The sequence below is a fragment of the Bradyrhizobium sp. CSA112 genome (assembly GCF_029051645.1).
In the GTDB taxonomy this organism is placed as follows: domain Bacteria; phylum Pseudomonadota; class Alphaproteobacteria; order Rhizobiales; family Xanthobacteraceae; genus Bradyrhizobium.
The window spans coordinates 214,369-236,290 of sequence record NZ_JAACFS010000003.1; the positions used below are offsets into that span (position 1 = coordinate 214,369).

At 60.8% G+C, this 21,922-nt stretch carries 19 protein-coding genes and 2 pseudogenes; 18 read left to right on the plus strand and 3 right to left on the minus strand.

What is annotated here, in order from left to right:
* Positions 1 to 118 precede the first annotated feature (118 nt).
* From GWE18_RS08540 to GWE18_RS08580, 9 genes and pseudogenes are all read left to right on the plus strand, one after another.
* Positions 119 to 553, plus strand: a complete 435-nt coding sequence (locus GWE18_RS08540; RefSeq protein ID WP_275185324.1) for a hypothetical protein — start codon at positions 119 to 121, stop codon at positions 551 to 553.
* 420 nt (positions 554 to 973) lie between these two features.
* Positions 974 to 2,562: pseudogene (locus GWE18_RS08545) on the plus strand (ABC transporter substrate-binding protein).
* Between the two features lie 61 nt (positions 2,563 to 2,623).
* A complete protein-coding gene (locus GWE18_RS08550; protein WP_275185325.1) occupies positions 2,624 to 3,556 on the plus strand; it encodes an ABC transporter permease in 933 nt (310 codons plus the stop codon).
* Between the two features lie 67 nt (positions 3,557 to 3,623).
* On the plus strand, positions 3,624 to 4,445 hold the full coding sequence (locus tag GWE18_RS08555; RefSeq protein ID WP_275185326.1) for an ABC transporter permease: 822 nt from the start codon (positions 3,624 to 3,626) through the stop codon (positions 4,443 to 4,445).
* Positions 4,442 to 5,422, plus strand: coding sequence for an ABC transporter ATP-binding protein (locus tag GWE18_RS08560; protein ID WP_275185327.1), 981 nt, complete (start codon positions 4,442 to 4,444; stop codon positions 5,420 to 5,422). The genes GWE18_RS08555 and GWE18_RS08560 overlap by 4 nt, the downstream gene beginning before the upstream one ends.
* Complete coding sequence (locus GWE18_RS08565; protein ID WP_275185328.1) at positions 5,415 to 6,452, plus strand: oligopeptide/dipeptide ABC transporter ATP-binding protein; 1,038 nt, start codon at positions 5,415 to 5,417, stop codon at positions 6,450 to 6,452. The genes GWE18_RS08560 and GWE18_RS08565 overlap by 8 nt, the downstream gene beginning before the upstream one ends.
* 87 nt (positions 6,453 to 6,539) lie before the next feature.
* A pseudogene (locus tag GWE18_RS08570) lies at positions 6,540 to 6,840 on the plus strand (transposase); the annotation flags it as partial.
* Positions 6,841 to 6,970: 130 nt separating this feature from the next.
* The gene (locus GWE18_RS08575; protein WP_275185329.1) at positions 6,971 to 8,197 is read left to right on the plus strand and encodes an acyl-CoA dehydrogenase family protein; all 1,227 of its coding nucleotides are present in this window, start codon (positions 6,971 to 6,973) and stop codon (positions 8,195 to 8,197) included.
* Between the two features lie 10 nt (positions 8,198 to 8,207).
* A complete protein-coding gene (locus GWE18_RS08580; RefSeq protein ID WP_275185330.1) occupies positions 8,208 to 8,762 on the plus strand; it encodes a flavin reductase family protein in 555 nt (184 codons plus the stop codon).
* A 42-nt stretch (positions 8,763 to 8,804) separates the two neighbouring features.
* Here GWE18_RS08580 and GWE18_RS08585 read toward each other — a convergent pair whose 3' ends face one another.
* Positions 8,805 to 9,680: a polysaccharide deacetylase family protein gene (locus tag GWE18_RS08585; RefSeq protein ID WP_275185331.1), complete on the minus strand. Its 876-nt coding sequence runs from the start codon at positions 9,678 to 9,680 to the stop codon at positions 8,805 to 8,807.
* A gap of 25 nt (positions 9,681 to 9,705) precedes the next feature.
* Positions 9,706 to 10,812 carry an LLM class flavin-dependent oxidoreductase gene (locus GWE18_RS08590; protein WP_275185332.1) on the minus strand — a complete coding sequence of 369 codons (1,107 nt, stop codon included), beginning with the start codon at positions 10,810 to 10,812 and terminating at the stop codon, positions 9,706 to 9,708.
* Positions 10,813 to 10,991: 179 nt separating this feature from the next.
* Between GWE18_RS08590 and GWE18_RS08595 the strand changes: the two genes are divergently transcribed.
* Genes GWE18_RS08595 through GWE18_RS08605 form a run of 3 tightly spaced genes read left to right on the plus strand, consistent with a single transcriptional unit; the run spans position 10,992 to position 14,745 of the window.
* Positions 10,992 to 11,873, plus strand: a complete 882-nt coding sequence (locus GWE18_RS08595; protein ID WP_275185333.1) for a xanthine dehydrogenase family protein subunit M — start codon at positions 10,992 to 10,994, stop codon at positions 11,871 to 11,873.
* Entirely contained in the window at positions 11,870 to 12,355 is a 486-nt protein-coding gene (locus GWE18_RS08600; RefSeq protein ID WP_275185334.1) for a (2Fe-2S)-binding protein, read from the plus strand. The genes GWE18_RS08595 and GWE18_RS08600 overlap by 4 nt, the downstream gene beginning before the upstream one ends.
* Complete coding sequence (locus GWE18_RS08605; RefSeq protein WP_275185335.1) at positions 12,352 to 14,745, plus strand: xanthine dehydrogenase family protein molybdopterin-binding subunit; 2,394 nt, start codon at positions 12,352 to 12,354, stop codon at positions 14,743 to 14,745. Before GWE18_RS08600 ends, GWE18_RS08605 begins: the two co-directional genes overlap by 4 nt.
* Positions 14,746 to 14,782: 37 nt before the next feature.
* Here the strand turns inward: GWE18_RS08605 and GWE18_RS08610 are convergent, their stop codons facing one another.
* The gene (locus tag GWE18_RS08610; protein WP_275185336.1) at positions 14,783 to 15,937 is read right to left on the minus strand and encodes a zinc-binding dehydrogenase; all 1,155 of its coding nucleotides are present in this window, start codon (positions 15,935 to 15,937) and stop codon (positions 14,783 to 14,785) included.
* Positions 15,938 to 16,119: 182 nt separating this feature from the next.
* On the opposite strand from GWE18_RS08610, the gene GWE18_RS08615 reads away from it, so the two are divergent.
* The 6 genes from GWE18_RS08615 (at position 16,120) to GWE18_RS08640 (ending at position 21,800) form a co-directional block, all read left to right on the plus strand.
* Positions 16,120 to 17,127 carry an ABC transporter substrate-binding protein gene (locus tag GWE18_RS08615; RefSeq protein ID WP_275185337.1) on the plus strand — a complete coding sequence of 336 codons (1,008 nt, stop codon included), beginning with the start codon at positions 16,120 to 16,122 and terminating at the stop codon, positions 17,125 to 17,127.
* 37 nt (positions 17,128 to 17,164) lie between these two features.
* Entirely contained in the window at positions 17,165 to 17,980 is an 816-nt protein-coding gene (locus GWE18_RS08620; RefSeq protein WP_275185338.1) for an ABC transporter permease, read from the plus strand.
* Positions 17,981 to 17,984: 4 nt separating this feature from the next.
* On the plus strand, positions 17,985 to 18,770 hold the full coding sequence (locus GWE18_RS08625; protein ID WP_275185339.1) for an ABC transporter permease subunit: 786 nt from the start codon (positions 17,985 to 17,987) through the stop codon (positions 18,768 to 18,770).
* Complete coding sequence (locus GWE18_RS08630; protein ID WP_275185340.1) at positions 18,767 to 19,828, plus strand: ABC transporter ATP-binding protein; 1,062 nt, start codon at positions 18,767 to 18,769, stop codon at positions 19,826 to 19,828. The genes GWE18_RS08625 and GWE18_RS08630 overlap by 4 nt, the downstream gene beginning before the upstream one ends.
* Before the next feature lie 8 nt (positions 19,829 to 19,836).
* On the plus strand, positions 19,837 to 20,676 hold the full coding sequence (locus tag GWE18_RS08635) for a phosphodiesterase (protein WP_275185341.1): 840 nt from the start codon (positions 19,837 to 19,839) through the stop codon (positions 20,674 to 20,676).
* Positions 20,677 to 20,831: 155 nt separating this feature from the next.
* On the plus strand, positions 20,832 to 21,800 hold the full coding sequence (locus tag GWE18_RS08640; protein WP_275185342.1) for a tripartite tricarboxylate transporter substrate-binding protein: 969 nt from the start codon (positions 20,832 to 20,834) through the stop codon (positions 21,798 to 21,800).
* The last annotated feature ends 122 nt before the right edge of the window (positions 21,801 to 21,922 follow it).

The window sequence follows — 21,922 nt, forward strand, 5'->3', positions numbered from 1 at the left end:
GCTTGCGAACGTTCGTAGCGCATTGAAATACAGATGCTGACGCGGATCGGGATTGCCAACGTCGACACTCACGTTACGGCCTTCCGCGGCGTATTGCACGGAGCGATGGCGCTCTACCTTGCTCGCTATCTCAATGTGCCGCCGGCGCGCATCCCGGGCGACGGGCGAGCAGCTCGATGATCTGCCCGCGGATCCAGAGACGATCGGCGCCGCCTTGCTTGACGCCTTCGACCGGCAGAGCCAGGTCGATCTCGCCGCACGCCTGGTGGCGCGGTATCTCACGCTCCGCCATTCGCCGCAGGCGCTGATCGCCACGCTCGCGCATGCGGTGCTGCGCGAAGATGCAGGCTTCCATGCGTATCAGATGCTGGAGGCGGGAGTCCGGCAATTCGGCGTGTGGGGCGCCACGGAAGAGGGCCGGCACATCCTCATCGCGGTTGCCCGCTATCTGGCGGCCCATTCACCGACCGAACGCGCGTCACTGCAGACAGCCGACATCGCCCTCCGCTTGATGCGGGGTGGCGAGCTACATCAAGACGCCGGATCGTCCTGACGTCACGCGCTTCAGGAGCGCCCTTCGACGGTTATTTGCCTCCGGAACCCTAGCTTCACGAATTCAGTACGGAACCTAAAATCCGTTCAGTCGCAATCGCTTACATGCTGGCACAAATTGCGAGTAAGGAGCGAGAGCGGTTAAATCAATTCCGGTGAACGCTCTATCCTTGCAACTCTGGATGTCCGCTTTGAGCTTTCGCGCTCCCTGCCTACTTCATTTGACACGCGTCTTGGTCAGCCCGCCGACGACACCTCGGACCAGATGGCGCACCACGTGCTGCCTTTCTATGGTCGTCGCACCCCTCGCGCTGACGCTGCACAAGTATTGGTCCCGATCGCCATAATGAGGATCTTGCGCTTGACATGCTCCGAGTGGTCAACTCGCTGATCGGAATACTCCTGTACTACTGGAGAAAGCATGATGTTCAAGAAAACTGTGATCGTGGCTGGTTTGGCACTGGCACTCGGCGCCACGGCGGAGGCCCAGACGCCGCGCAAAGGCGGCACCATTCGTATGACGGCGCCCTATGGCTCAAGTTTCACCAGCATGGACATTCATACGACACAGCGCGCCCAGGACGAGATATACGCCAAGGCTCTGCATCGATCGCTCTACAATTGGAACTCCGCTGATGGCAAGCCGGTTCTGGAGCTTGCCAGGGAGGTCACCGTCTCCGGCGGAGGCCTTGTTCATACCTTCAAGCTGCGCGACGACGCTTATTTCCACCATGGTCGCAAGATGACGGCCGACGACATCATCTGGAGCTACAATCGGATCATGGACGGCACCAAAGCCTATCCCGGCGCGCGTTTTGTCCGCGTGATCGAGGGCGCGTCCGAGGTCGAGAAGGGCAAAGCCAAGGAAATCTCCGGTCAAAAAAAATCGACGACTTCACGCTCGAAATGAAGCTCACCGAAAAGGTCGATCCGGGTTTCTACTTCTTCAACGCGATAACTTCGATCTATCCCTCCGACGAGGGCGCCAAGGAGAGCTTCATCCAGAAGCCGATTGGTCTTGGGCCGTTCAAATTTCTCGAGCACGTGCCGGGATCGCGCGTCGTTCTGGAACGGTGGGACAGGTTCTACAAGCCCGGCAAGGCGTACGCTGACAAAATGATCGTGTCGCTCATGAGCGAAGCCGCGGCGCGCGATGTCGCCTTCCGCAACAAGGAAATCGACACCTCGGTGCTCGGGCCCGCGCAGTATGTCGCCTATCAGGCCGACCCCGGCCTCAAGGGCACCATCGTCGAAGTCGCCGAGGTCTTCACGCGCCACATGGGGATGAATCCCGGATTCAAACCGTTCGCCGACAAGCGGGTGCGACAGGCCATCAACCATGCGATCGATGCCGATCTGATCATCAGCAAGCTGGTCAAGAGCAAAGCCTATCGCGCCACCAGCTGGCTGCCTCTGACCTCACCCGCTTACGACAAGACCATGAAGCCATACGCCTTCGATCCCGCGAAAGCGAAGCAGTTGCTCGCGGAAGCGGGCTATCCCACCGGCTTTGAATTCGAATGGACGACGAGTCCAAATGAAAGCTGGGGTTTGCCGATCGTCGAGGCCATTATTCCGATGCTGGATCGGGTGGGCATCAAGGTGAAGGTCAAGCAGGTCGAGACCGCGGTGCTGGCGGACGTCATTCGCAAGGGCGAGTTCCAGGCCTATGTTTATTCCATGGCGACCGGCCCCGATCCCTCGGCGGCGCTCAAATGCTTCCACTCGTCGACGCCGCAATCAGCTTGCAACTACACGAGCTTCAAGAACGCGGACTTCGACAAGATGATCGATGAGGCCGGGCAGACCGACGACGCCGCAAAGCGCGGCCAACTGCTGCAAAAGGCCAATGCTTTGCTCTATGAAGAAGCGCCGGTCTGGTTCTTCAACTACAACAAGGCGGTCATGGCGGTGCAGCCGTGGCTCAAGGGGATCCAGTTGAACGCGACGGAACTGACCCATCAAAACGCCGAAGACCTCTGGGTCGATGAGACCTCGCCCGCGAAGTGACACGCGCTCTCGCGCCTCCCTCCATCACAGAAAATGATGGAGGGAGGGAGGAACAGTTGCAATGCTCTCGTTCGTGATCCGTCGAATCCTGCAAACCATCCCGACCGTGCTGGCTGTCGTGCTGGTGATCTTTGTGCTGTTCAGCGTCGTTCCAGGCAGCATCATGTCGAGCATGAGCGATGACGGCAGAGCGACGGACCCGCAGATCGCCGAGCGCATGAAGAAGCAACTCGGCCTCGACGATCCCGTCTACATACGCTTCGGCTCCTACATTGCCAGCCTCGCGACAGGTGATTTCGGGACCTCGTTCCGGACCCGCGAGCCGGTCACCAGCATGATCGCCAAACGAGCGTGGCCAACCCTGCAATTGATATTCGCAGCCATGACGTTCGCGATTGTGATCGGCGTACCGCTCGGTTTCATCGCAGCGCTACGGCCGGGCGGCATCATCGACACGATCTCGATGGTCGTGGCGGTGTCCGGCCTTTCAATGGCCAAATTCTGGCTCGGGCTGCTGTTGATGTATCTGTTCGCGTTGAAACTCGGCTGGTTGCCGAGTTTTGGCTATGGCGATGGCGGGCTCAGATATTTGATCCTGCCTGCGGCGACGCTCGGTGTCTCGCCGATGGCACTGCTGGCACGGACGACGCGCGCCGCGGTTCTTGAGATCATGACCGCGGATTTCGTCCGGACGGCGCGATCGAAGGGCATGAGCGAGACCCTGGTCGTGAAGTGGCATGTGATGCGCAATGCTCTCGTCCTCATTCTCACTACCATCGGCCTGCAACTCGGCGCGTTGATGGGGCAGGCGGTCGTGGTCGAGAAATTGTTCTCCTGGCCGGGCATCGGCTCGCTGCTCGTCGACAGTGTGCTGCAGCGCGACATTCCCGCCGTGCAGGGCTCGATTCTCGTGGTGGTGCTGTTCTTTCTGACGATCAATACGGTGATTGACGTGCTCTATGCCGTGATCGATCCCAGGATCAGATACGCATGAGCGCCGGCCCGATCCATCACACCATGGTGCGATTGACTGTACCGCCTGTCGCGTCGGGGCGGCCGCGATGAAGTTCGGAACCAGTCTCATCATCGGCGGGGCGTTGTTCGCGCTTGCGATCTTCGTCGGCCTGCTCGCGCCCTGGCTGGCGCATACGGATCCTGTGATGGATGCCAACTTGATGAATGCGGAAGAGCCACCGAGCTGGACGTGGTGGTTCGGCACCGACGCGCAGGGCCGCGACATTTACTCCCGAGTTGTGCACGGCGCGCGCATTTCGCTGACGGTCGGCATCGTCTCGCAACTGGTCAACAGCGTCATCGGCGTGACGCTGGGCCTGACCGCGGGCTATTGGGGCGGCTGGTGGGACGACTTCGTCAACGGGCTGACCAATCTCATGCTCGCGATCCCCTCGCTGATCTTCGCGCTTGCCATCATGGCGGTGCTTGGATCCGGCCTGACCAGCCTGCTCATCGCGCTCGGGTTGACCAACTGGTCGTTCACTTGCCGGATCGCACGGGCGTCGACGTTGTCGCTCAAGAACCAAGGCTATGTGCAGGCTGCACGAGTGCTCGGCTACGGAGATCTGCGCATCATGATCACGCAGCTGCTGCCGAACATGCTCGGACCCATCATCGTCATCGGCACGCTGGGCATGGGCAGCGCGGTATTGGCCGAAGCCGCGCTTTCGTTCCTTGGCCTCGGAATCCGCCCGCCCTATCCAAGCTGGGGCAGCATGCTGTCAGAGGCCCGCGAGCAGATCACAACGGCGCCGTGGCTCTCGATTTTCCCCGGGCTCGCCATATTCCTGACGGTGCTTGGCCTGAATCTGCTCGGCGATGGCTTGCGTGACATTCTCGATCCACAGTCGCGGAGCCAGCGCGCATGACGGACTCTCCCCTGATCGAAGTCGAGGGCTTGCGCATCGATCTCAACGACCGGGCCAGCCATGTTGCGGCGGTCGAGGGCGTTTCATTCCGTATCGATCGTGGCGAGACATTCGGCCTGGTCGGCGAATCCGGCTGCGGCAAGAGTATTACGGCGCTCGCCCTGATCGGGCTGCTCCGCCAGCCGCTTTCGATCGGCGCCGGCGTCATACGGTTTGAGGGCCGGGAGATCCAGCGACTTCCGGCGGCCGAGCAACGGGCGCTGCGCGGCAATCGCATCGCCATGATCTTCCAGGAGCCGATGACGGCGCTTAATCCGGTCTCGCCCGTTGGCCAGCAGATCGCGGAGATGTTCGTGCTGCACAAAGGCAAAAACTGGCGGGAAGCAAACCAGCTGGCTGTCGAGGCGCTGGCGAGCGTCCGCGTCCCCGCGCCGGAGCGACGGGTGAAGGATTACCCGCACCAGCTTTCGGGCGGCATGCGTCAACGCGTGATGATCGCCATCGCGCTGGCATGCGGGCCGGATCTGCTGATCGCCGACGAGCCGACCACCGCACTCGACGTCACGGTGCAGGCGGAGATCATAGAACTAATGCGGAATTTATGCGCCGAGCGAGGTACGGCTATTTTGATGATCAGCCACGATCTCGGCCTGGTCGCCAACGTCTGCCGCCGCGTCGCCGTGATGTATGCCGGCCGCATTGTCGAGGAGCGCGGCTCGGCCGATATCTTCCGCGCATGCTCGCATCCCTATACGCAAGGCCTGATCGACTCGCTGCCGCGGCTGGGCAGTCGCGCAGCACTTGGCCGGACCCGGCTCCGGGAGATCGCGGGCGTCGTCCCGGCGATCGCTGATTTTCCGGACGGTTGCCGATTCAATCCGCGTTGCGCGCAGGCGACCGAGATTTGCCGGACCACCGCGCCGGAGCTGACATTGCTCGATGCGGGCGGGCTGGTCCGGTGCCATCACCATGCATGAACCTGCGGCGAGACCTGGCGACGATGTCATTCTCCGCGTGGAGGATCTCGCGGTGCATTTTCCGGTTGGTGGCGGCTTGCTGGGCGGCGGCCGGCGGCTGCTGCGTGCGGTCGACGGCATCGATCTCGAACTGAAGCGCGGTGAATGCCTCGGTCTCGTCGGCGAATCCGGTTGCGGCAAGTCGACTGTCGCACTTTCGATACTTGGCCTGCAGAAGCCGACGCGCGGCCGCATCGTGCTGGACGGGCAGGTCGTGACGGACCGGCAATCGGTCGATCGAAAGGCGTTGGCCCGTATCGTGCAAATCGTTTTTCAGGATCCCTACGCCTCGCTCAATCCACGCCAGACCGTGCGCCGCACGCTGGAAGCCCCGCTGCGCCTGCATGGCGTGACGGCTAAAAGCGAGATCGACGGACGCATCGCGGCGATGCTCAGGCATGTCGGCCTGCGGCCCGAACAAGCCGGCCGCTATCCGCATGAATTCTCGGGCGGCCAGCGTCAGCGGATCGGCATCGCTCGCGCGCTGATCCTCAATCCCAGGATTATCATCTGTGACGAACCTGTATCGGCGCTGGATGTCTCGATCCGCGCCCAAATCATCAATCTGTTGCTGGAATTAAAGGAAACGCTCGGCCTCTCCTATATCATGATCAGCCACGACCTCGGCGTAGTCGAGCACATGAGCGACAGGGTCGCCGTGATGTATCTCGGCCGCATTGTGGAGACCGGCGACTGGCGCGAAATCTTCGAACGGCCGGCGCACCCGTATACGCGAACCCTTATCGCCGCCATTCCCGATCCACTACGTCGCGCACCGTTAGCTACGACGCCGGGCGAGCTTCCCAATCCGCTCAATCCGCCGGACGGATGTGCGTTCAGTCCGCGCTGTCTCTACGCCGAGGCCGTGTGTCATCGCGAGCCTGGCCCATCGCTTGAAACGCGTCCCGATGGACACTCGGTCCGGTGCTGGCGAGCTGACGAGATTGCCGGTCAGACGGCGTTGGCCTCGACCGAAAGCGGACATCCCTAGGACGGAGGGTATGTCTGCTATGGATCCAGGCTGTATGAAAACGCTGTCAATGATATGATTCTCCGGCGATTTGGCCGGGGTCATTCGATGACTCGCTTTGTCGTTGGTGATGACCGCAGTCAGAGCACATTGTTTTCCGAGCGGCAGATGACTATTTGGGCGAGGACAATCCGGTCGTCCGGGCGATCGATGTTTTTGTCGATGAGCTTGATTTGACTGGGCTGGGCTTTGGCGGCGTCGAGCCAGAGGCGACGGGAAGGCCGGCCTATCATTCTGCGACGCTGTTGAAGATTTACGTCTACGGATACCTCAATCGGGTGCAGTCGAGCCGGCGGCTGGAGCGGGAGTGCCAGCGCAACATCGAGTGGTTTGGCTGACCGGCCGCCTGGACATCCGTTCACGAAGCCGAGAATGAAGAGCTAGCTTCGGGCCACGATCGACGCCTTGATCATTGCCGATCAGGCGGTAGACTGACGAAGCTCGGGCGGCGCAAAGCAACGGAGCAGGCGAGGAAACAGATGGCTGGAGATGGCGTCAAGCCTGATGCAGGTCCGGCCGCGGGACCGGGTACGGCCAGCTATGCCGCCATGGTTGCGCGTGCTAAGGCTCTGATTCCAGAATTGCGCGATCGTGCTTCAAAGACAGAAGAGCTTCGGCGCCTGCCGCCGGAGACCGAGCGCGATTTGCATGATGCAGGCCTATTCCGAGTCGTGCAGCCCAAACGCGTCGGAGGTGCGGAGCTTGACTACGTCGCTCTGGTCGATTGTGCCGATGCGCTGGGGCAGGCGGATGCTTCCGTGGCCTGGAATTTTGCCAATCTTGCCAGCCATCACTGGATGCTGGGGATGTTTGACCGGCAGGCACAGGACGCGGTCTGGACCAAGGATGCCGATGCGCTGATCGCGTCGTCCTTCATCTTTCCAGCCGGCCGCGCGAGAAAGGCGGACGGGGGATATGTCCTGCGTGGTCATTGGCCGTTCTCCTCGGGTGTCGAGTCTTGCGACTGGAACATGCTTTCCGGTGTGGTGTCTTCAGACGATGAGGCTGACGGCATCGAATACCGGATATTCCTGCTCAACAGGAGTGCGTACAAGATCAACGACACCTGGAACGCGACGGGGCTGTGCGGTACCGGGTCGAACGACGTATGGGTCGAGGATGCCTTTGTTGCGGAGAAAATGACCGTCGCGGTCAGTGATCTGACCGGCGGGCCGACGCCAGGAAGCGTCGTCAATCCAAACGCGCTGTATGCGCTGCCGGTATTCTCGCTGTTTCCCTACGTGTTGTCAGGTGTCGGCTTGGGTAATGCCCAGGCCTGTCTGAATGATTACGTCGAATTCGCGCGGCATCGGGCCTCGACTTACAATCGTGCCAAGCTCAGCGACCTCCAGACGACCCAAATCAAGATCGCGGAGGCATCCGCCAAAGTCGACGCGGCCCGCCTCGTCATGCGCACGAACTGTATCGATGCGATGGCCGACGCAAGGCGGGGCCACATTCCCGACCTTGCGGCCAAGACGAGACTGCGACGGGATGGTGCGTTCGCGGTGAACCTCTGCACCGAAGCGGTCTCGTTGTTGTTTGCGGCAAGCGGTGCGCGCAGCCTGTTCACGTCTGGCGCGCTGCAACGCCAGTTCCGCGACGCTCACGCGGTGAATTCGCACCTCGCATTCAATTTCGATGCGGCAGGAACCAATTATGGACGCGTGGCGCTTGGCCTGCCGTCCGAAAATCTGACGCTCTGAGGCCCGGCGGATGTCTGACGCACCCAAACATCCGGCCGATCCGGCCAACGAACTTGCCAGCGACAACTCGGCGATCGACCCGCGCGATTTTCGCAATGCCCTTGGCATGTTCGCCACGGGCGTCACCATCGTTACGGCGATGGCGGCGGATGGAAGGCCGTATGGCGTGACCTGCAACTCCTTTGCCTCGGTGTCACTCAATCCGCCGTTGGTATTGTGGAGTCTGGGGATGTTTTCTCAAGGACTTACGATCTTCCAGAATGCCAGCCATTTCGCGGTCAATGTTCTCGGAGCTTCCCAGCAAGCGCTGGCGTCGCGGTTTGCCAAATCGTCGGATGACAAGTTCGCTGGCGTGAGCTGGACGCCGGGGCTCGGCAACGCGCCGGTGTTGACCGACAGCGTCGCCAATTTCCAATGCCGCGCAGCCAATCGATATTACGGCGGCGACCACATCATCTTCCTGGGCGCCGTCGAAGCCTACGCCTATAATCGGCAGGAACCGCTGCTGTTTGCGCGCGGCAGCTTCGGCCGGTTTATTGCCGGGGATGGCGACAAGTCCTCGTGAGCGGATCGCAGCATTTCGCCGCAGGTTTGTGTAGAGCGCAGCCTAATTCTTTGCCATCTCAGCTCGGTACCAGTCGCCAATCTCGCTGGCTGTCATCAGTGCCACGCCGTCGTGACCAAGGACATAGTCGAGCAGCGCCTCCAGATACTTGATGCGATGCGGCACGCCCGTAATGTAGGGGTGGATTGAGATGGCCATGATCCGCGCGTTAGATGCGCCTTCGAGGTATAGCCGGTCGAACTGATCGGTGCAGCGTTTCAGGAATTGTTCGGAAGGCAGATGCTGCAGCGCGTGGATGACGATATCATTGGTTTCGACCGAATAGGGGATCGTCGTGATGGTGCCGTGAGGCGTGGCGATATCCTGCGGCAAATCGTCGATCACCCAGTCCGCGACATACTCGATACCGTTGAGGCGGAGCAGATCAAGTGTTTCGCCGGTCTCGGTGAGGCCGGGGCTTTCCCATGACCGTGGCGGCTTCCCCGAAAACTTTGAAATTGTTTCGACCGAGCGCTTGATGGCGTCTGCCTGGTTCTCGACCTTGTGCATCGGCCCCTGCACAAAGCCGTGGCCCATGAATTCGAATCCAGCTTCCAGCGCGGCGGATGCGACGCGCGGGTAGGAATTGCAAACATTGGCATTGATCGCCAGGGTCACCGGCATTTTGCGGTCGGTCAGTGCCTTGAACTGACGCCAGAAGCCGGCGCGCATGCCGTACTCGTGCCATGACCAGTTCGGTATATCAGGCAGCAGCGGCTGCCCCATAGGCGGGCTTAGCACCGTGCGAGGCATGGCGTTCTCGATCCGCCACTCCTCGATATTGAGGATGACCCATACCGCAAGCTTCTTTCCGCCGGGAAGTGCGAGCTTCGGCCGGTCGATCTGTGCTTGGTAAGGGATGCGATCGCTTAGCGCCACGGCAAGCGTTCCTCGTGTAAGCGGGTTATTCGGCGGCCCTGGAGCCGCTGGACGCACCGGCGTTGACCCTCGGCATGACTTTTTCGGCCATCAGGATCATCGACTGGCGCCCCAGTTCCCGGTCTCTCCAGTCTTTGCCGGCATAGAGCAGCGTGCCGAAGGGCCCGATCTCTTCCTGAAAAGCCAGTATCTGATCCGCCACGCTGTCCGGAGTGCCATGAATGATGAGCTTCTCGCAGATCGACTCCAGCGTCACTTCGTCGTCGGGCTGATCGCGGCGCGTCTTGAACAGCTCGATGCGACCGCCGCGCTGCAGCTTGGTAAGCAACGAGCGATAATAATAGACATAAGGCCCGTCCGGATCGGTGGCATACGCCTTTGCGGTGGCTGCGTCCTTGGCGACAAACACGCTCTTGGCAACGCGCCAATTCGCCGTGTCCGCAGGGCGGCCCGCGCGTTCGCAACCCTCGACATATTTCGGCCAGTGGCTTTTCACCCAGGCCGGCATCAGGAAGTTTGCGGAGATAGGATCCCAACCACGTGCGGCGGCTTCCGTTACGCCTTTAGAGAACGGCGCCACCGCCGTCACCACGATTGGCGGGTGTGGCTGTTGCAGCGGACGCGGAATGAAGCCCTGGCCAATGTCTTCGATCAGGGTTTTCTGAACTGATATGTTCCAGTAATTGCCGCGAAGATTGTATGGGGGATCGCTGGCCCAGATCTGAAGCACCTGGTTGATCGCCTCCAGGAACATGGCATTCCTGTCCGCTTCGAGATTGCCAAACACTTCCGCGTCCGAGAGCAGGCCACCGGGGCTGATACCGAAGATCAGGCGTCCGTCGAGCATGTGATCGAGCATCGCGATCGAGGCTGCAATAGCTGCCGGATGAGCGTTCGGCATGTTGACGGTGCCGGTGCCAAGCTTGATCTGCCTGGTTGCCGCAGCAAGCCATGCGATGAAAGCTATGCAGGACGTAATGTTCTCGGCTCTGTCGGTGGTGTGCTCGCCGACATAGCCCTCGGTGAACCCGAGCTCGTCGGCCAGCAGGAAAGCCTCTCGATCCTCCCTGAGCGACAGCCGCCAATCCTTGTCGACAGGATGGATCGGCATCGTAAAGAACCCAAGCATCATGGTCTGCTCTTCCCCGAAAGGCAGGCTTTTTGGTTTGGCACAGAACGTGCGTCGTTCGCCGCACGAAAACAAGCTCAAAGTCGAAATAATCACCCGACAACAAACTTGACCTTTGGCAGTCTCAGCCGTCTAATCCCGCGAAAATGCCGATCGTGTGGGCCGGGGAGGTCACGCCAAAAATGAAAGCCTCGGCTTTCGCTTACGCTCGCGCGACCAGCGTCGCAAATGCGCTGGAATTGCTGACCGCGCATGGCGAGAAGGCCAAGGTGTTGTCGGGCGGCCAGAGCCTGCTGCCGGCGATGAATCTACGCTTAATCGCGCCAGAACTCATTATCGATATCGGTGAGCTGGCCGAGTTGCGCGGGGTTGTGGTGAAGGGCGGCGTCCTCACCATCGGTGCGCTGACACGTCACGTCGATCTGTTGAAATCTCCGGAAATTGCGGCCCATGCTCCCTTGCTGAGGGATGCTCTCACCCATGTCGCCCATCCCGCGATCCGCAACCGCGGGACCATTGGAGGGAGCCTTGCGCAGGCAGATCCAGCTTCGGAGCTGCCGGCCTGCATGCTGACGCTTGGCGCGACCATTGTTGTTCGCGGGCCGAGCGGCGAGCGGCGGATTGCGGCAAACCAGTTCTTTGCCGGAATCTACGAAACCGCGCTTACGCCGCAGGAACTGTTGGTCGCTGTCGAGTTGCCGGTGACCCCAAAGAATTCGACGCATTTCTTTCATGAGTTCGCTCGCCGACATGGCGACTACGCGATCGTCGGCCTCGCAGCACAAGCCCTCGTCAAGGATGGGCAGTTCGCGGATCTTCGTCTTGGTTTCTTTGCCGTCGGAGATCGCCCGTTGCTAGCCAAGTCTGCCGGCAAACTGGTTGATGTCGTCATTACGTCGGCGGTGTTGTCGGAGGCGTTTTCCGCGTTGGATGACGAGTTGGATCCCCTGGAGGATCAACAGGCGACACCTGCCATGCGTCGGCATCTTGCGAAGGTCCTGCTAGCGCGTTGCGTATCGTCGTTGCTTGCCCGCCCTGATCTCTGCACGGGAGCATTGGCGTGACGGCTGCGGTTGCAATTTCACTGAGTGTTAATGGCGAGCGTGTTGAAGCAAATGTACTACCACGCCTGAATTTGGCGGATTTTCTTCGCGAGCATCTAAAGCTTACCGGCACGCATGTCGGGTGCGAGCACGGGGTGTGCGGTGCATGCACGGTCCGCGTCAATGGCGATATTGTCCGTTCCTGTTTGATGCTTGCGGTGCAGACGCACAATGCAACGGTTGAGACGATCGAGGGGCTATCCGACAGCGGTGAGATTGCGGATTTGCAGTCTGCGTTCCGGGAACGTAACGCACTGCAATGCGGCTTCTGTACGCCGGGAATGCTGATGGCGGCGCATGATCTGCTGAAGCAATCGCCGTCTCTGGACCGAGAACAGATCCGCGAACATCTTTCCGGCAATTATTGCCGCTGCACAGGCTACCAGGCAATCGTCGACGCCATCGAAACCACGGCGCGGGCACGCAGCGGACGCCTGCCATGACATCAGCCCGGGCAAATCCTGAAATGCTTTCTGCGCTGGACCGTCCGGGCTCTTATATCGGCAAGACAGTGCCACGGCCGAACCTCGACCGGCTGATGCAGGGGCGCGGGCTCTATGTCAGCGACATCGAGCTGCCGCGCATGGCACATGTCGTGTTTCTGCGCTCGCCACACGCGCATGCGAAGATCAATGGCATCGAAGCTTCGACAGCCAAACAGATGCCGGGAGTGATTGCGGTAGTGTCAGGCCGGGAGCTCTCGACCGTCATTACGCCATGGGTCGGCGTACTCTCGCATTTGAAGGGCCTCAAATCCGCTCCGCAAAGCGCTATCGCGGTTGACCGCGTGTGCTGGCAGGGCGAAGCGGTCGCGGCTGTAGTGGCGAGCAGCCGCGCGCAGGCCGAGGACGCCGCGGAGCTTGTCTCGATCGAATATGAGGAGCTCGATGCCGTAACGGATATGCGCACCGCGCTTGATCCAGCGACAGCCGTGATCCATGCCTCGCTCGGTGACAACCTGGCTTTTGAGCGCAATCACGACGCAGGCGCCGTCGACCAGGCCTTTGCCGAATCCGACGAGGTGGTGGAGGCAGACTTCGTTTTCGGGCGGCACACCGGCGTGACGCTGGAACCACGCGCGGTGGTGGCAGACTGGAATGCCGCGGAAGCAAGGTTGACCATCTATCAAGGCACGCAAGCGCCGCATATGGTGCAAAATATCGCTGCGCTCCATCTCGGTTTGAAGGAATCGCAGGTCCGCGTGGTCTGCAAGGACGTTGGCGGTTCCTTCGGCATTAAGGTCCACATCTATGCCGACGAGATGGCAACTTACGCGCTATCCAAGTTGCTGCGGCGTCCGGTCAAATTCGTCGCCGATCGGGTCGAGAGCTTCAACACTGACATTCATGCCCGCGACCATCGCTGCAAGGGAAAGATCGGCGTCAATCGTGACGGCACCATCACGGCCTTCGAGATCGACGATCTTACGGGTATCGGACCCTATTCAATGTATCCGCGCACCAGCGCGATCGAGGCCAATCAGGTCGTTAACCTCGTCGGCGGCCCCTATGCGACCAGGAACTACCGAGCCCGGGCTCGGGTCGTATTCCAGAACAAGAATGTGATGTGCCAGTACCGGGCTGTCGGCCATCCGATCGCCTGTTCGGTGACCGAAGGTCTGGTCGATATGGCGGCCATGAAGATCGGCATGGACCCGATCGAAATCCGTCGCCGTAATCTGATTGCCGATAACGCCTATCCCTGCGCCTCGCCATCGGGTTTGCGCTTCGAGCAGCTGTCGCATCACGCAGCGCTCGCCAAGCTCACCGGGATGATGGATTACGACGCGCTGCGCGTGGAGCAGGCGGCCTTGCGAACAAGAAATATCCATCGAGGTATCGGCATCGCCAGCTTCATCGAGGTCACCAATCCCAGCGCAGCCTTCTATGGTGTCGGGGGCGCGAAAATATCTTCCCAGGACGGCGTCGCGGTGCGGCTCGATGCTCAGGGCTCTGTGATTTGCCAGACCAGTATAACTGAGCAGGGGCAGGGCTCGGAATCGCTCACGGCACAGATCGTTGGCAGCGTGCTTGGCGTCTCGATGGACCGTGTACGCGTGATCCTGGGCGACACCGACAACACGCCGTATGGCGGGGGCACCTGGGCCTCTCGTGGCGCCGGCATTGGCGGGGAGGCCGCACTGCAGGCCACCAAGGTACTGCGCAAGAACATACTCGACGTCGCAGCCGCCATCCTCCAGGCTGCGCCGGGTGAACTCGACATCGTCAACAATGCTGTCGTGAATGCCGCCGATAGTGCGCCGCGGATCGAGTTGGGCGAACTCGCGCGGATTGTCTATTTCCGTCCCGACACGCTACCGCCGGGCATTCAGGCCGAACTGATGGCAGCCAGGCACTTTGTCCCGCGTGAATACCCTTTCGCCTTCACCAATGGTATTCAGGCCTCGTGGCTGGAGGTCGATATCGATACGGGTTTTGTGAAGCTGCTGAAGCATTGGGTGGTCGAGGACTGCGGCACCATCATCAATCCCCAACTGGTCGATGAGCAGATCAGGGGTGGCGTGGTGCAGGGCCTTGGTGCGGCGCTGTTTGAGAAATGCGTGTATGACGAACGCGGCCAGCTCACGAACGCCAATATGGCCGATTATCTGGTTCCGATGTCCGGTGAGATGCCGGATATCGATGTCGGGCATGTGGTCTCACCGACAATGGAATCCGAGCTGGGTGCGAAGGGCGCGGGCGAGGCCGGGACGGCAGGTGCGGCGGCGGCCGTAACCAATGCGGTCAATGACGCACTCAGGCCGTTCGGAACAATTATCACAGAGATTCCTCTGACGCCTCAGGTTGTCCTGACCGCCTTGGGACGAATCTAGCACGAAGTTCGAAGGGCGTTGACCGTCGCCGTTCGCGCTATTCGGCCGCCGCATTTTCGATCGCGCCCGCCTTCCGGTTAGTGACGACCACCTTGATCGCATCGTCGATGCGCTCGCGGGCATATCGTAGCGCAGTCGGCAGGTCGGCCAGCGGAAATGTGTGGGTATGGATTTTCGTGGCGTCGAAACGCTTTTCCGCCATCAGCGCCATGGCGCGGCGGGTGGCGCTGCGGCCTTCGCCACGAATGCCGTAGGCATAGATGTTGTTCTTCACGAGATGCGCGAGATCCATCGTGACTGGATCGTGCGGGAACGCGGCGAGGCATATCTTCCCGCCGCGATTGGTCATGTGAATGGCCTGGTTGATCGTCGCCTCGTTGCCGGCGCACTCGACTACATAGTCTGCACCGATGCCACCGGTGAGTTGTTTGACCACCTCAACCGCGTCCTCGTCGTTGATATTGATGACACGGTCGGCGCCGAGCTCCTGGCCGATCGCCAGCCTCTTGTTGCGCGTTCCCGTCAGGATGACCGGGCTTGCGCCGAGCGCCTTGGCGACAGCGACCGCGAGGAGTCCGATCGGCCCCGGACCAATCACCACGACGCTCTCGCTGGCCACCAGGCCTCCCAACTCCGTCAGCCCATACATCGACGTACCCGCGGTAACGACGAGCGTTGCCTCTGCGTCGCTCATGGTGTCGGGCACGCGCGCCAGCGTATTGATATGATTGACCGCGTATTCGGCAAAGCCGCCGTCCGTCGTGAAGCCGTTTGCGCGATGGCCCTTTTCCGGTTTCCCATAATTCAAGCATGACGTGTACATGCCCTGGCGGCAGCGTTTGCACTGGCCGCATCCGGCGTGGATCTCCACGCTGACGCGCTCACCGATCTCGAACTCGTCGACGTCAGGCCCGAGCGCGGCGACTGTGCCCATATATTCGTGGCCGGGCGTGAAATTCTTGTTGAAGGGCAGGCCGCCTCCAATGCTGGCCGGTGAGCCCCGATGAATGATTTCGATATCGGTGGCGCAGATCGCAACCGCATCGATCCGGATCAGAACTTCGGCGCGCGAAGGAACGGGTACCGGCTTTTCCCGCAGCAGGAGCTGATCCGGATCGCCGAGTACCCAGGCCCTCATCCGGTCAGGAATCGGAGAATCGGACGACGTCTTAACGCCTGGAGGTTGGTACATGGGCCTCTCCTCTCGCGCTGGATGCTAGCGGAAATCGCCGGCCTGCGAAATTGCCGGATGCCGCCGGCGTTGCAGCTTGCTGCATAGCAACACGGCTTGTCGCAAAACGTTCATACGCGGTCTATACTTGCACACCAGCTGATACTGAAATCGCAAACTGCGATGCTAATCTGGAGTGACTCATGAAGACCGCCCGCTTTGTTCTTGCTCTGTTGGCGCTGTTGCTGATCGCGCCCTGGCAATCCGCCAAAGCGGCCGACGTCATCTGCTACAATTGCCCGCCAGAATGGGCGGACTGGGCTTCCATGCTCAAGGCCATTAAAGCCGATCTCAACTACGATATCCCGCACGACAACAAGAATTCCGGCCAGGCGTTGGCTCAGATCCTGGCCGAGAAGAGCAACCCGGTCGGCGATATCGGCTATTTCGGTGTCACCTTCGGCATGAAGGCCAAGGCGCAGGATGCGCTCGAGCCTTACAAGCCAGCGAAATGGGATCAGGTTCCTGCCGGCCTGAAGGATGCCGACGGCCACTGGACCACGATTCATTCCGGCACGCTCGGCTTATTCGTGAACAAGGACGCTCTCGGCGGCAAGCCGGTGCCGGCCTGCTGGAAGGATCTCCTGAAGCCCGATTATAAGGGCATGGTCGGCTATCTCGATCCGTCCTCGGCCGCCGTCGGTTACGTCGGCGCGGTCGCCATCAATCTGGCGCTCGGTGGCTCCGAAGCAAACTTCGATCCTGCTATTAACTTCTTCAAGGACTTGCGGAAGAACGATCCGATCGTTCCCAAGCAGACTTCCTACGCCCGCGTTGTTTCCGGCGAGATGCCGATCCTGTTCGACTATGATTTCAACGCCTATCGCGCGAAATATTCAGAGAAGGGAAATTTTGAATTCGTAATCCCCTGCGAGGGATCGGTGGTGTTTCCCTACGTCGTCGGCCTCGTCAAGAACGCGCCTGACAAGGACAAGGCCAGGAAGGTGCTGGATTATCTCTTGTCCGACAAGGGGCAGGCGATCTGGACGAACGCCTACCTTCGCCCGGCGCGGCCGATCGATCTGCCCGAAGCGGTCAAGAAGAAATTCCTGCCCGACAGCGAATATGCGCGCGCGAAGAACGTCGACTGGGGCCAGATGGAAAACATGCAAAAAGGCTTTGTCGACCGCTATCTCGCCGAGGTCCGCTGAGGCAATATGGTGCCTCTCGCCGGGGCGCCAGCTTCCGATGTCACATAGGTCTTTTGTCTGGTTATGCCTGCTGCCGCTTGCGGTAGTGACAGCGGCATTTTTCCTGTTGCCGATGGCGCGGCTCGTTGTAACCGGGGCAGGGGGACCGCAGGGGCTCGCGGGATATCTCGCCATCCTGACCGAGCCGCGTTACCGCGCGACCCTAATCAACACGGTGCTGCTCGCTGCCGCGACCACCATCGTGACCCTGATCGTGGCGACGATCGCCGGGATGTTCCTGCAACGGCATCGTTTCCCCGGCCGCGCCGTTCTGATTGCGATGCTGACCTTTCCGCTGGCTTTTCCCGGCGTGGTGGTCGGCTTCATGATCATTCTTCTCGCCGGGCGACAGGGCCTGATCGGCGATTTCTCCAACCGCCTGTTTGGCGAAAAGCTGGTCTTCGCCTATTCGATCTACGGGCTGTTTCTCGGATATCTCTATTTTTCCATTCCGCGTGTCATTCTCACTATCATGGCCGCGGTGCAGAAGCTTGATGCCGGTCTGGAAGAAGCCGCGCGTTCGCTTGGCGCGGGGCCGTGGGCGGTGCAGCGCGATGTCGTTCTGCCGGCGCTGGCGCCGGCCTTCGTCGCTTCCGGCGCAATTGCCTTTGCGACTGCGATGGGAGCATTCGGGACAGCGTTTACGCTGGCGACGAACATCGATGTACTGCCGATGCTGATCTATACCGAGTTCACGCTGGCCGCGAATTTGTCGACCTCGGCCGCGCTGTCGGTCGGTCTTGGCATCATCACCTGGTTCATTCTTGCGCTTGCTCGTTCCTTCAGCGGAAGCGCCGTTGCGGCCGCCGGATGAGACCATGCGCGATCGCCTGATCTTCACCTCCCAACTCATTTTTACCCTGCTGGTCGCCTCCTTCCTGGTAGTGCCCGCGATCCTGTCGATTTCCGCCGGCGTGACCGTGAATTATTTCCGCGGCATCCAGTCCGGCGTGACCCTGCAATGGGTCGGGCAGGTGTGGGAGCTCTATGCCGGCACTATCCTGCTCTCATTCGTGATCTCATTCGCAACTCTTGCATTGACGCTCGCCGTGGGCGTTCCAGCCGCCTATGCGTTGCACATCAGGGGAGGGCGCATGTCGCGTGTCGTCGAGGAGATCATCACATTGCCGTTGGCGATCCCTGGCCTCGCCATCGCACTGGCGCTGCTCTTGACCTACGGCGGCTTCGGCGACTTCCGCCGTTCCTGGCTGTTCGTTCTCGTGGGCCACGTCATCTTCACCATGCCGTTCATGGTGCGGTCGGTGATGGCCGTATTCGCGACCATCGACATCAAGACATTGGACGAAGGCGCAGCGTCGCTCGGCGCATCGCCGTGGCGACGATTCCGCGACGTGATCGTGCCCAACGCTTTGCCGGGTATATTGGCCGGCAGCCTGATGGTGGTGACACTGTCGCTCGGCGAATTCAACCTGACCTGGATGCTGCATACGCCGCTGACCAAGACGTTGCCGATCGGACTTGCCGACAGCTACGCCTCGATGCGGCTGGAGGTGGCTTCTGCCTACACGCTGATCTTCTTCGTGATGATCATTCCGCTGCTGGTCGCCATGCAATTGTTTGCCGAGAAGGAACCGAAGAGATGAGTGCGCAGGCCGGACACGGCGCCGCGGTGCGTATCGATGCCTGCGGCAAGACCTTTGCCGACGGAACGCGCGCGCTCGAACCCGCAACGCTCGACATCGCCCGCGGCGAAACGCTGGTGCTGCTCGGCCCCTCCGGTTGCGGCAAGACCACCATGCTGCGCATTATCGCTGGCCTCGAGCTGCCCGATGCCGGTGGCAGGGTGCTGTTCGACGGCAAGGACATGACGCCGGTGCCGATCGAGCGGCGCAATGTCGGCATGGTGTTCCAATCCTACGCGCTTTTCCCCAACATGACGGTATCGGATAATATCGGCTATGGCCTGAAGATCCGCGGGGTGCCCAGCAAGGAGCGCGCCGAACGCGTCGCTGAACTGGTGGCGCTCACCAATATTTCCGGGCTTGAGAACCGTCGCATCAACCAGCTTTCCGGCGGGCAACGTCAGCGCGTCGCGCTGGCGCGCGCGGTTGCGATCCGGCCGGGCATCCTGTTGCTCGACGAGCCGCTGACGGCGCTCGATGCTGCATTGCGCGACCGGTTGCGTGGCGAATTGAACCGCCTGCTGCGCGCGCTGGGTATCACCACGATTTACGTGACGCACGATCAGTCCGAGGCCATGGAGCTCGGCGATCGTGTCGTCGTCATGCAAAAGGGAGCGATTGCCCAGATCGGCACGCCGCGCGAGATCTACTTCACGCCGCGAAGTCGCTTTGTCGCCGAATTCATTGGCGCCGCGAATATTGTCGAAGCGACCATCGAGGACCGTCATCTCGTGTTGCCGGGCGGACGGCAGCCGATTCACTGCGATGTGGACATGCCGGCGGTGGTCGCGATGATCCGCCCCGAAACCATTCGCGTGACGTCAACCGGAAGTGCGTCGCTTTCGGGCACGATCGACAGCATCAGCTTCATCGGGGACAGGCAACGCCTGGTCGTCAGTGGGGCATCCAACAGGTTGCTCACTGTCGACGCGCCGAATACGCTTCGAACAAGGCCAGGCGAACGGATCGGATTATCGATTTCGCCGGACGCTGTCCGCCTGCTGCCTCCCGAGAGCTGAGAGGGTCGATGTCGCCAAAACCGGTTCATATTGCCCAGATTTCCGATCTGCATATCAAGCCGCCGGGATCGCTTGCCTATGGCAGGGTCGATACCGCAAAGGCGCTCGAACGTTGCATTGCGGCACTGAACGAATTCAACCCTGCACCCGATTTTGTGGTGATCTCCGGCGATCTCGCGGACACGCCGACGGCCGAGGAATATCAATACCTCACGCGGCTGTTGGCGCCGCTCAAGCTTCCGTTCGCCGGTATTCCCGGCAATCACGACTCGCGCGAGCTGATGCGTGCCGCGTTTCCTACCGCTGCGTACGCCTTCGTATCCGGGGCGCTCAATCAGAAGATCGAGGTCGCCGGGCTCGATCTGCTGTTGCTGGATTCAAGCGTGCACCGAAGGCCGCACGGCGAGCTCGAGGGAGCTACGTTGCAATGGTTGGATGAGATGCTGGCTTCGTCGCCCGACCGGCCGGCGCTGCTGTTTCTGCACCATCCCCCGTTCCAGGCGGGCATTTGGCACATGGACCGCCAGAATCTCCTCAACGCAAGCGAACTCGCGCCTATCGTGCGCCGTCACTCGCGCGTGCAGTTGATCGCAACGGGGCATGTCCATCGCGCGACACTGGCCATGTTTGCGGGCGTTCCGACCACGATCTGTCCCGCTCCCAACCATGCTGTCGATCTCGATCTGGCCGAGCTGCGCGAACCCTCCTTCAAGGTCGAGCCACCAGCCTTCCACCTCCATACATGGTTTCCGGGAGAGGGGTTCGGTGCTATCGTTACTCATCAAGTCCCTATAGGCACCTTCGATGGCCCGCATCCGTTTTTTGGACCGGACGGAAAGCTGCTGTAATCACCACGCGTCCTCCTGGCCGGCCAAGCGAATTGTTCGTTACCGGGACAGTCCTTCCTGACCGATTGCAAAGCTGAGAGTTCGAGCGCAATCTTTCCCACAAGGAATGACGGCTGCTGTCATGCAGTCCGCCGCACATAAATTGGGGGAAGTAGATGCGCCTGATCCATTTGCTGCTTCCAGCGTTTGCAGTGTTCTCAAGCCACCAGGCGATCGCCCAAGCGAGCTATCCGGACCGGCCCATCAAGATGATCGTGCCTCTTGCCGCGGCAAGTGCGGTCGATGTTGCAGCGCGGATCGTGACCCAGAAGATGGCCGACAACATGGGCCAGCAATTCGTGATCCTGAATCAACCAGGTGCGTCGGGACTGATCGGGGCTGAGGCCGTCGCCCGAGCCGAACCGGACGGCTACACGATTGGTGGGTTCAACGACAGCATCATGACGATGGTGCCGAACCTGCAGTCCAAGATGCGCTGGGACATCCTGAAGGACTTCGAGCCGGTGTCGCTGGTTGCGACGGTGGAGTGGGGATTGGTTACCAACAACAAGGCCAGCTTCAGGAGCGCAGCAGACTTGATCGCAGCCGCGAAGGCGGCGCCCGGCAAGATCGATTATGGTTCAGGCGGGCCGGGAAGCCCGCAGCATTTGGCGATGGCGATGTTCGCGTCGGCTGCCGGCATATCGCTGACGCACGTGCCCTATAAGGGGGCCACCCAAGCCGCAACCGACATTGCCGCCGGGCAAATCCCGGTCGGCTTCCAGGGCCTGGGCACCGTGGCAACGCTGGTTCGTGGTGGCCAACTCAAGCTGATCGGGTTGACCACCGAGAAAAGACTGTCGCAATTCCCTGATGTCCCGACCGTCTCGGAGTCCGGTTTGCCAGGTTTCTACTTCAACTCATGGTTCGCCATTCTTGCTCCCACCGGCACGCCGAAGGACATCATTGCCCGTCTGAATGTCGAGGTGCTGAAGGCGGTCGGCGATCCTGATGTGCGCCGTAAACTCGAAGAACTGGGTTTTGCTGTACGCGGCAGTTCAGCCGAGGAGTTGCGCGCCATGACACGCGATCAACTCGCCAAGTACGAGCGCGTGATCAAGGAAATGGGAATCGCGAGGGAATAGCCACCGGCATGGCGCCACGGGCGCCAGCGGCCGGTCAGCTTGTCTCGCATCAATAGCGGGCGTGACGGCGGCCACCGCGGCCTGCGTAGTAGTTGGCGCCCATCGCACAGGGACCCGTATCG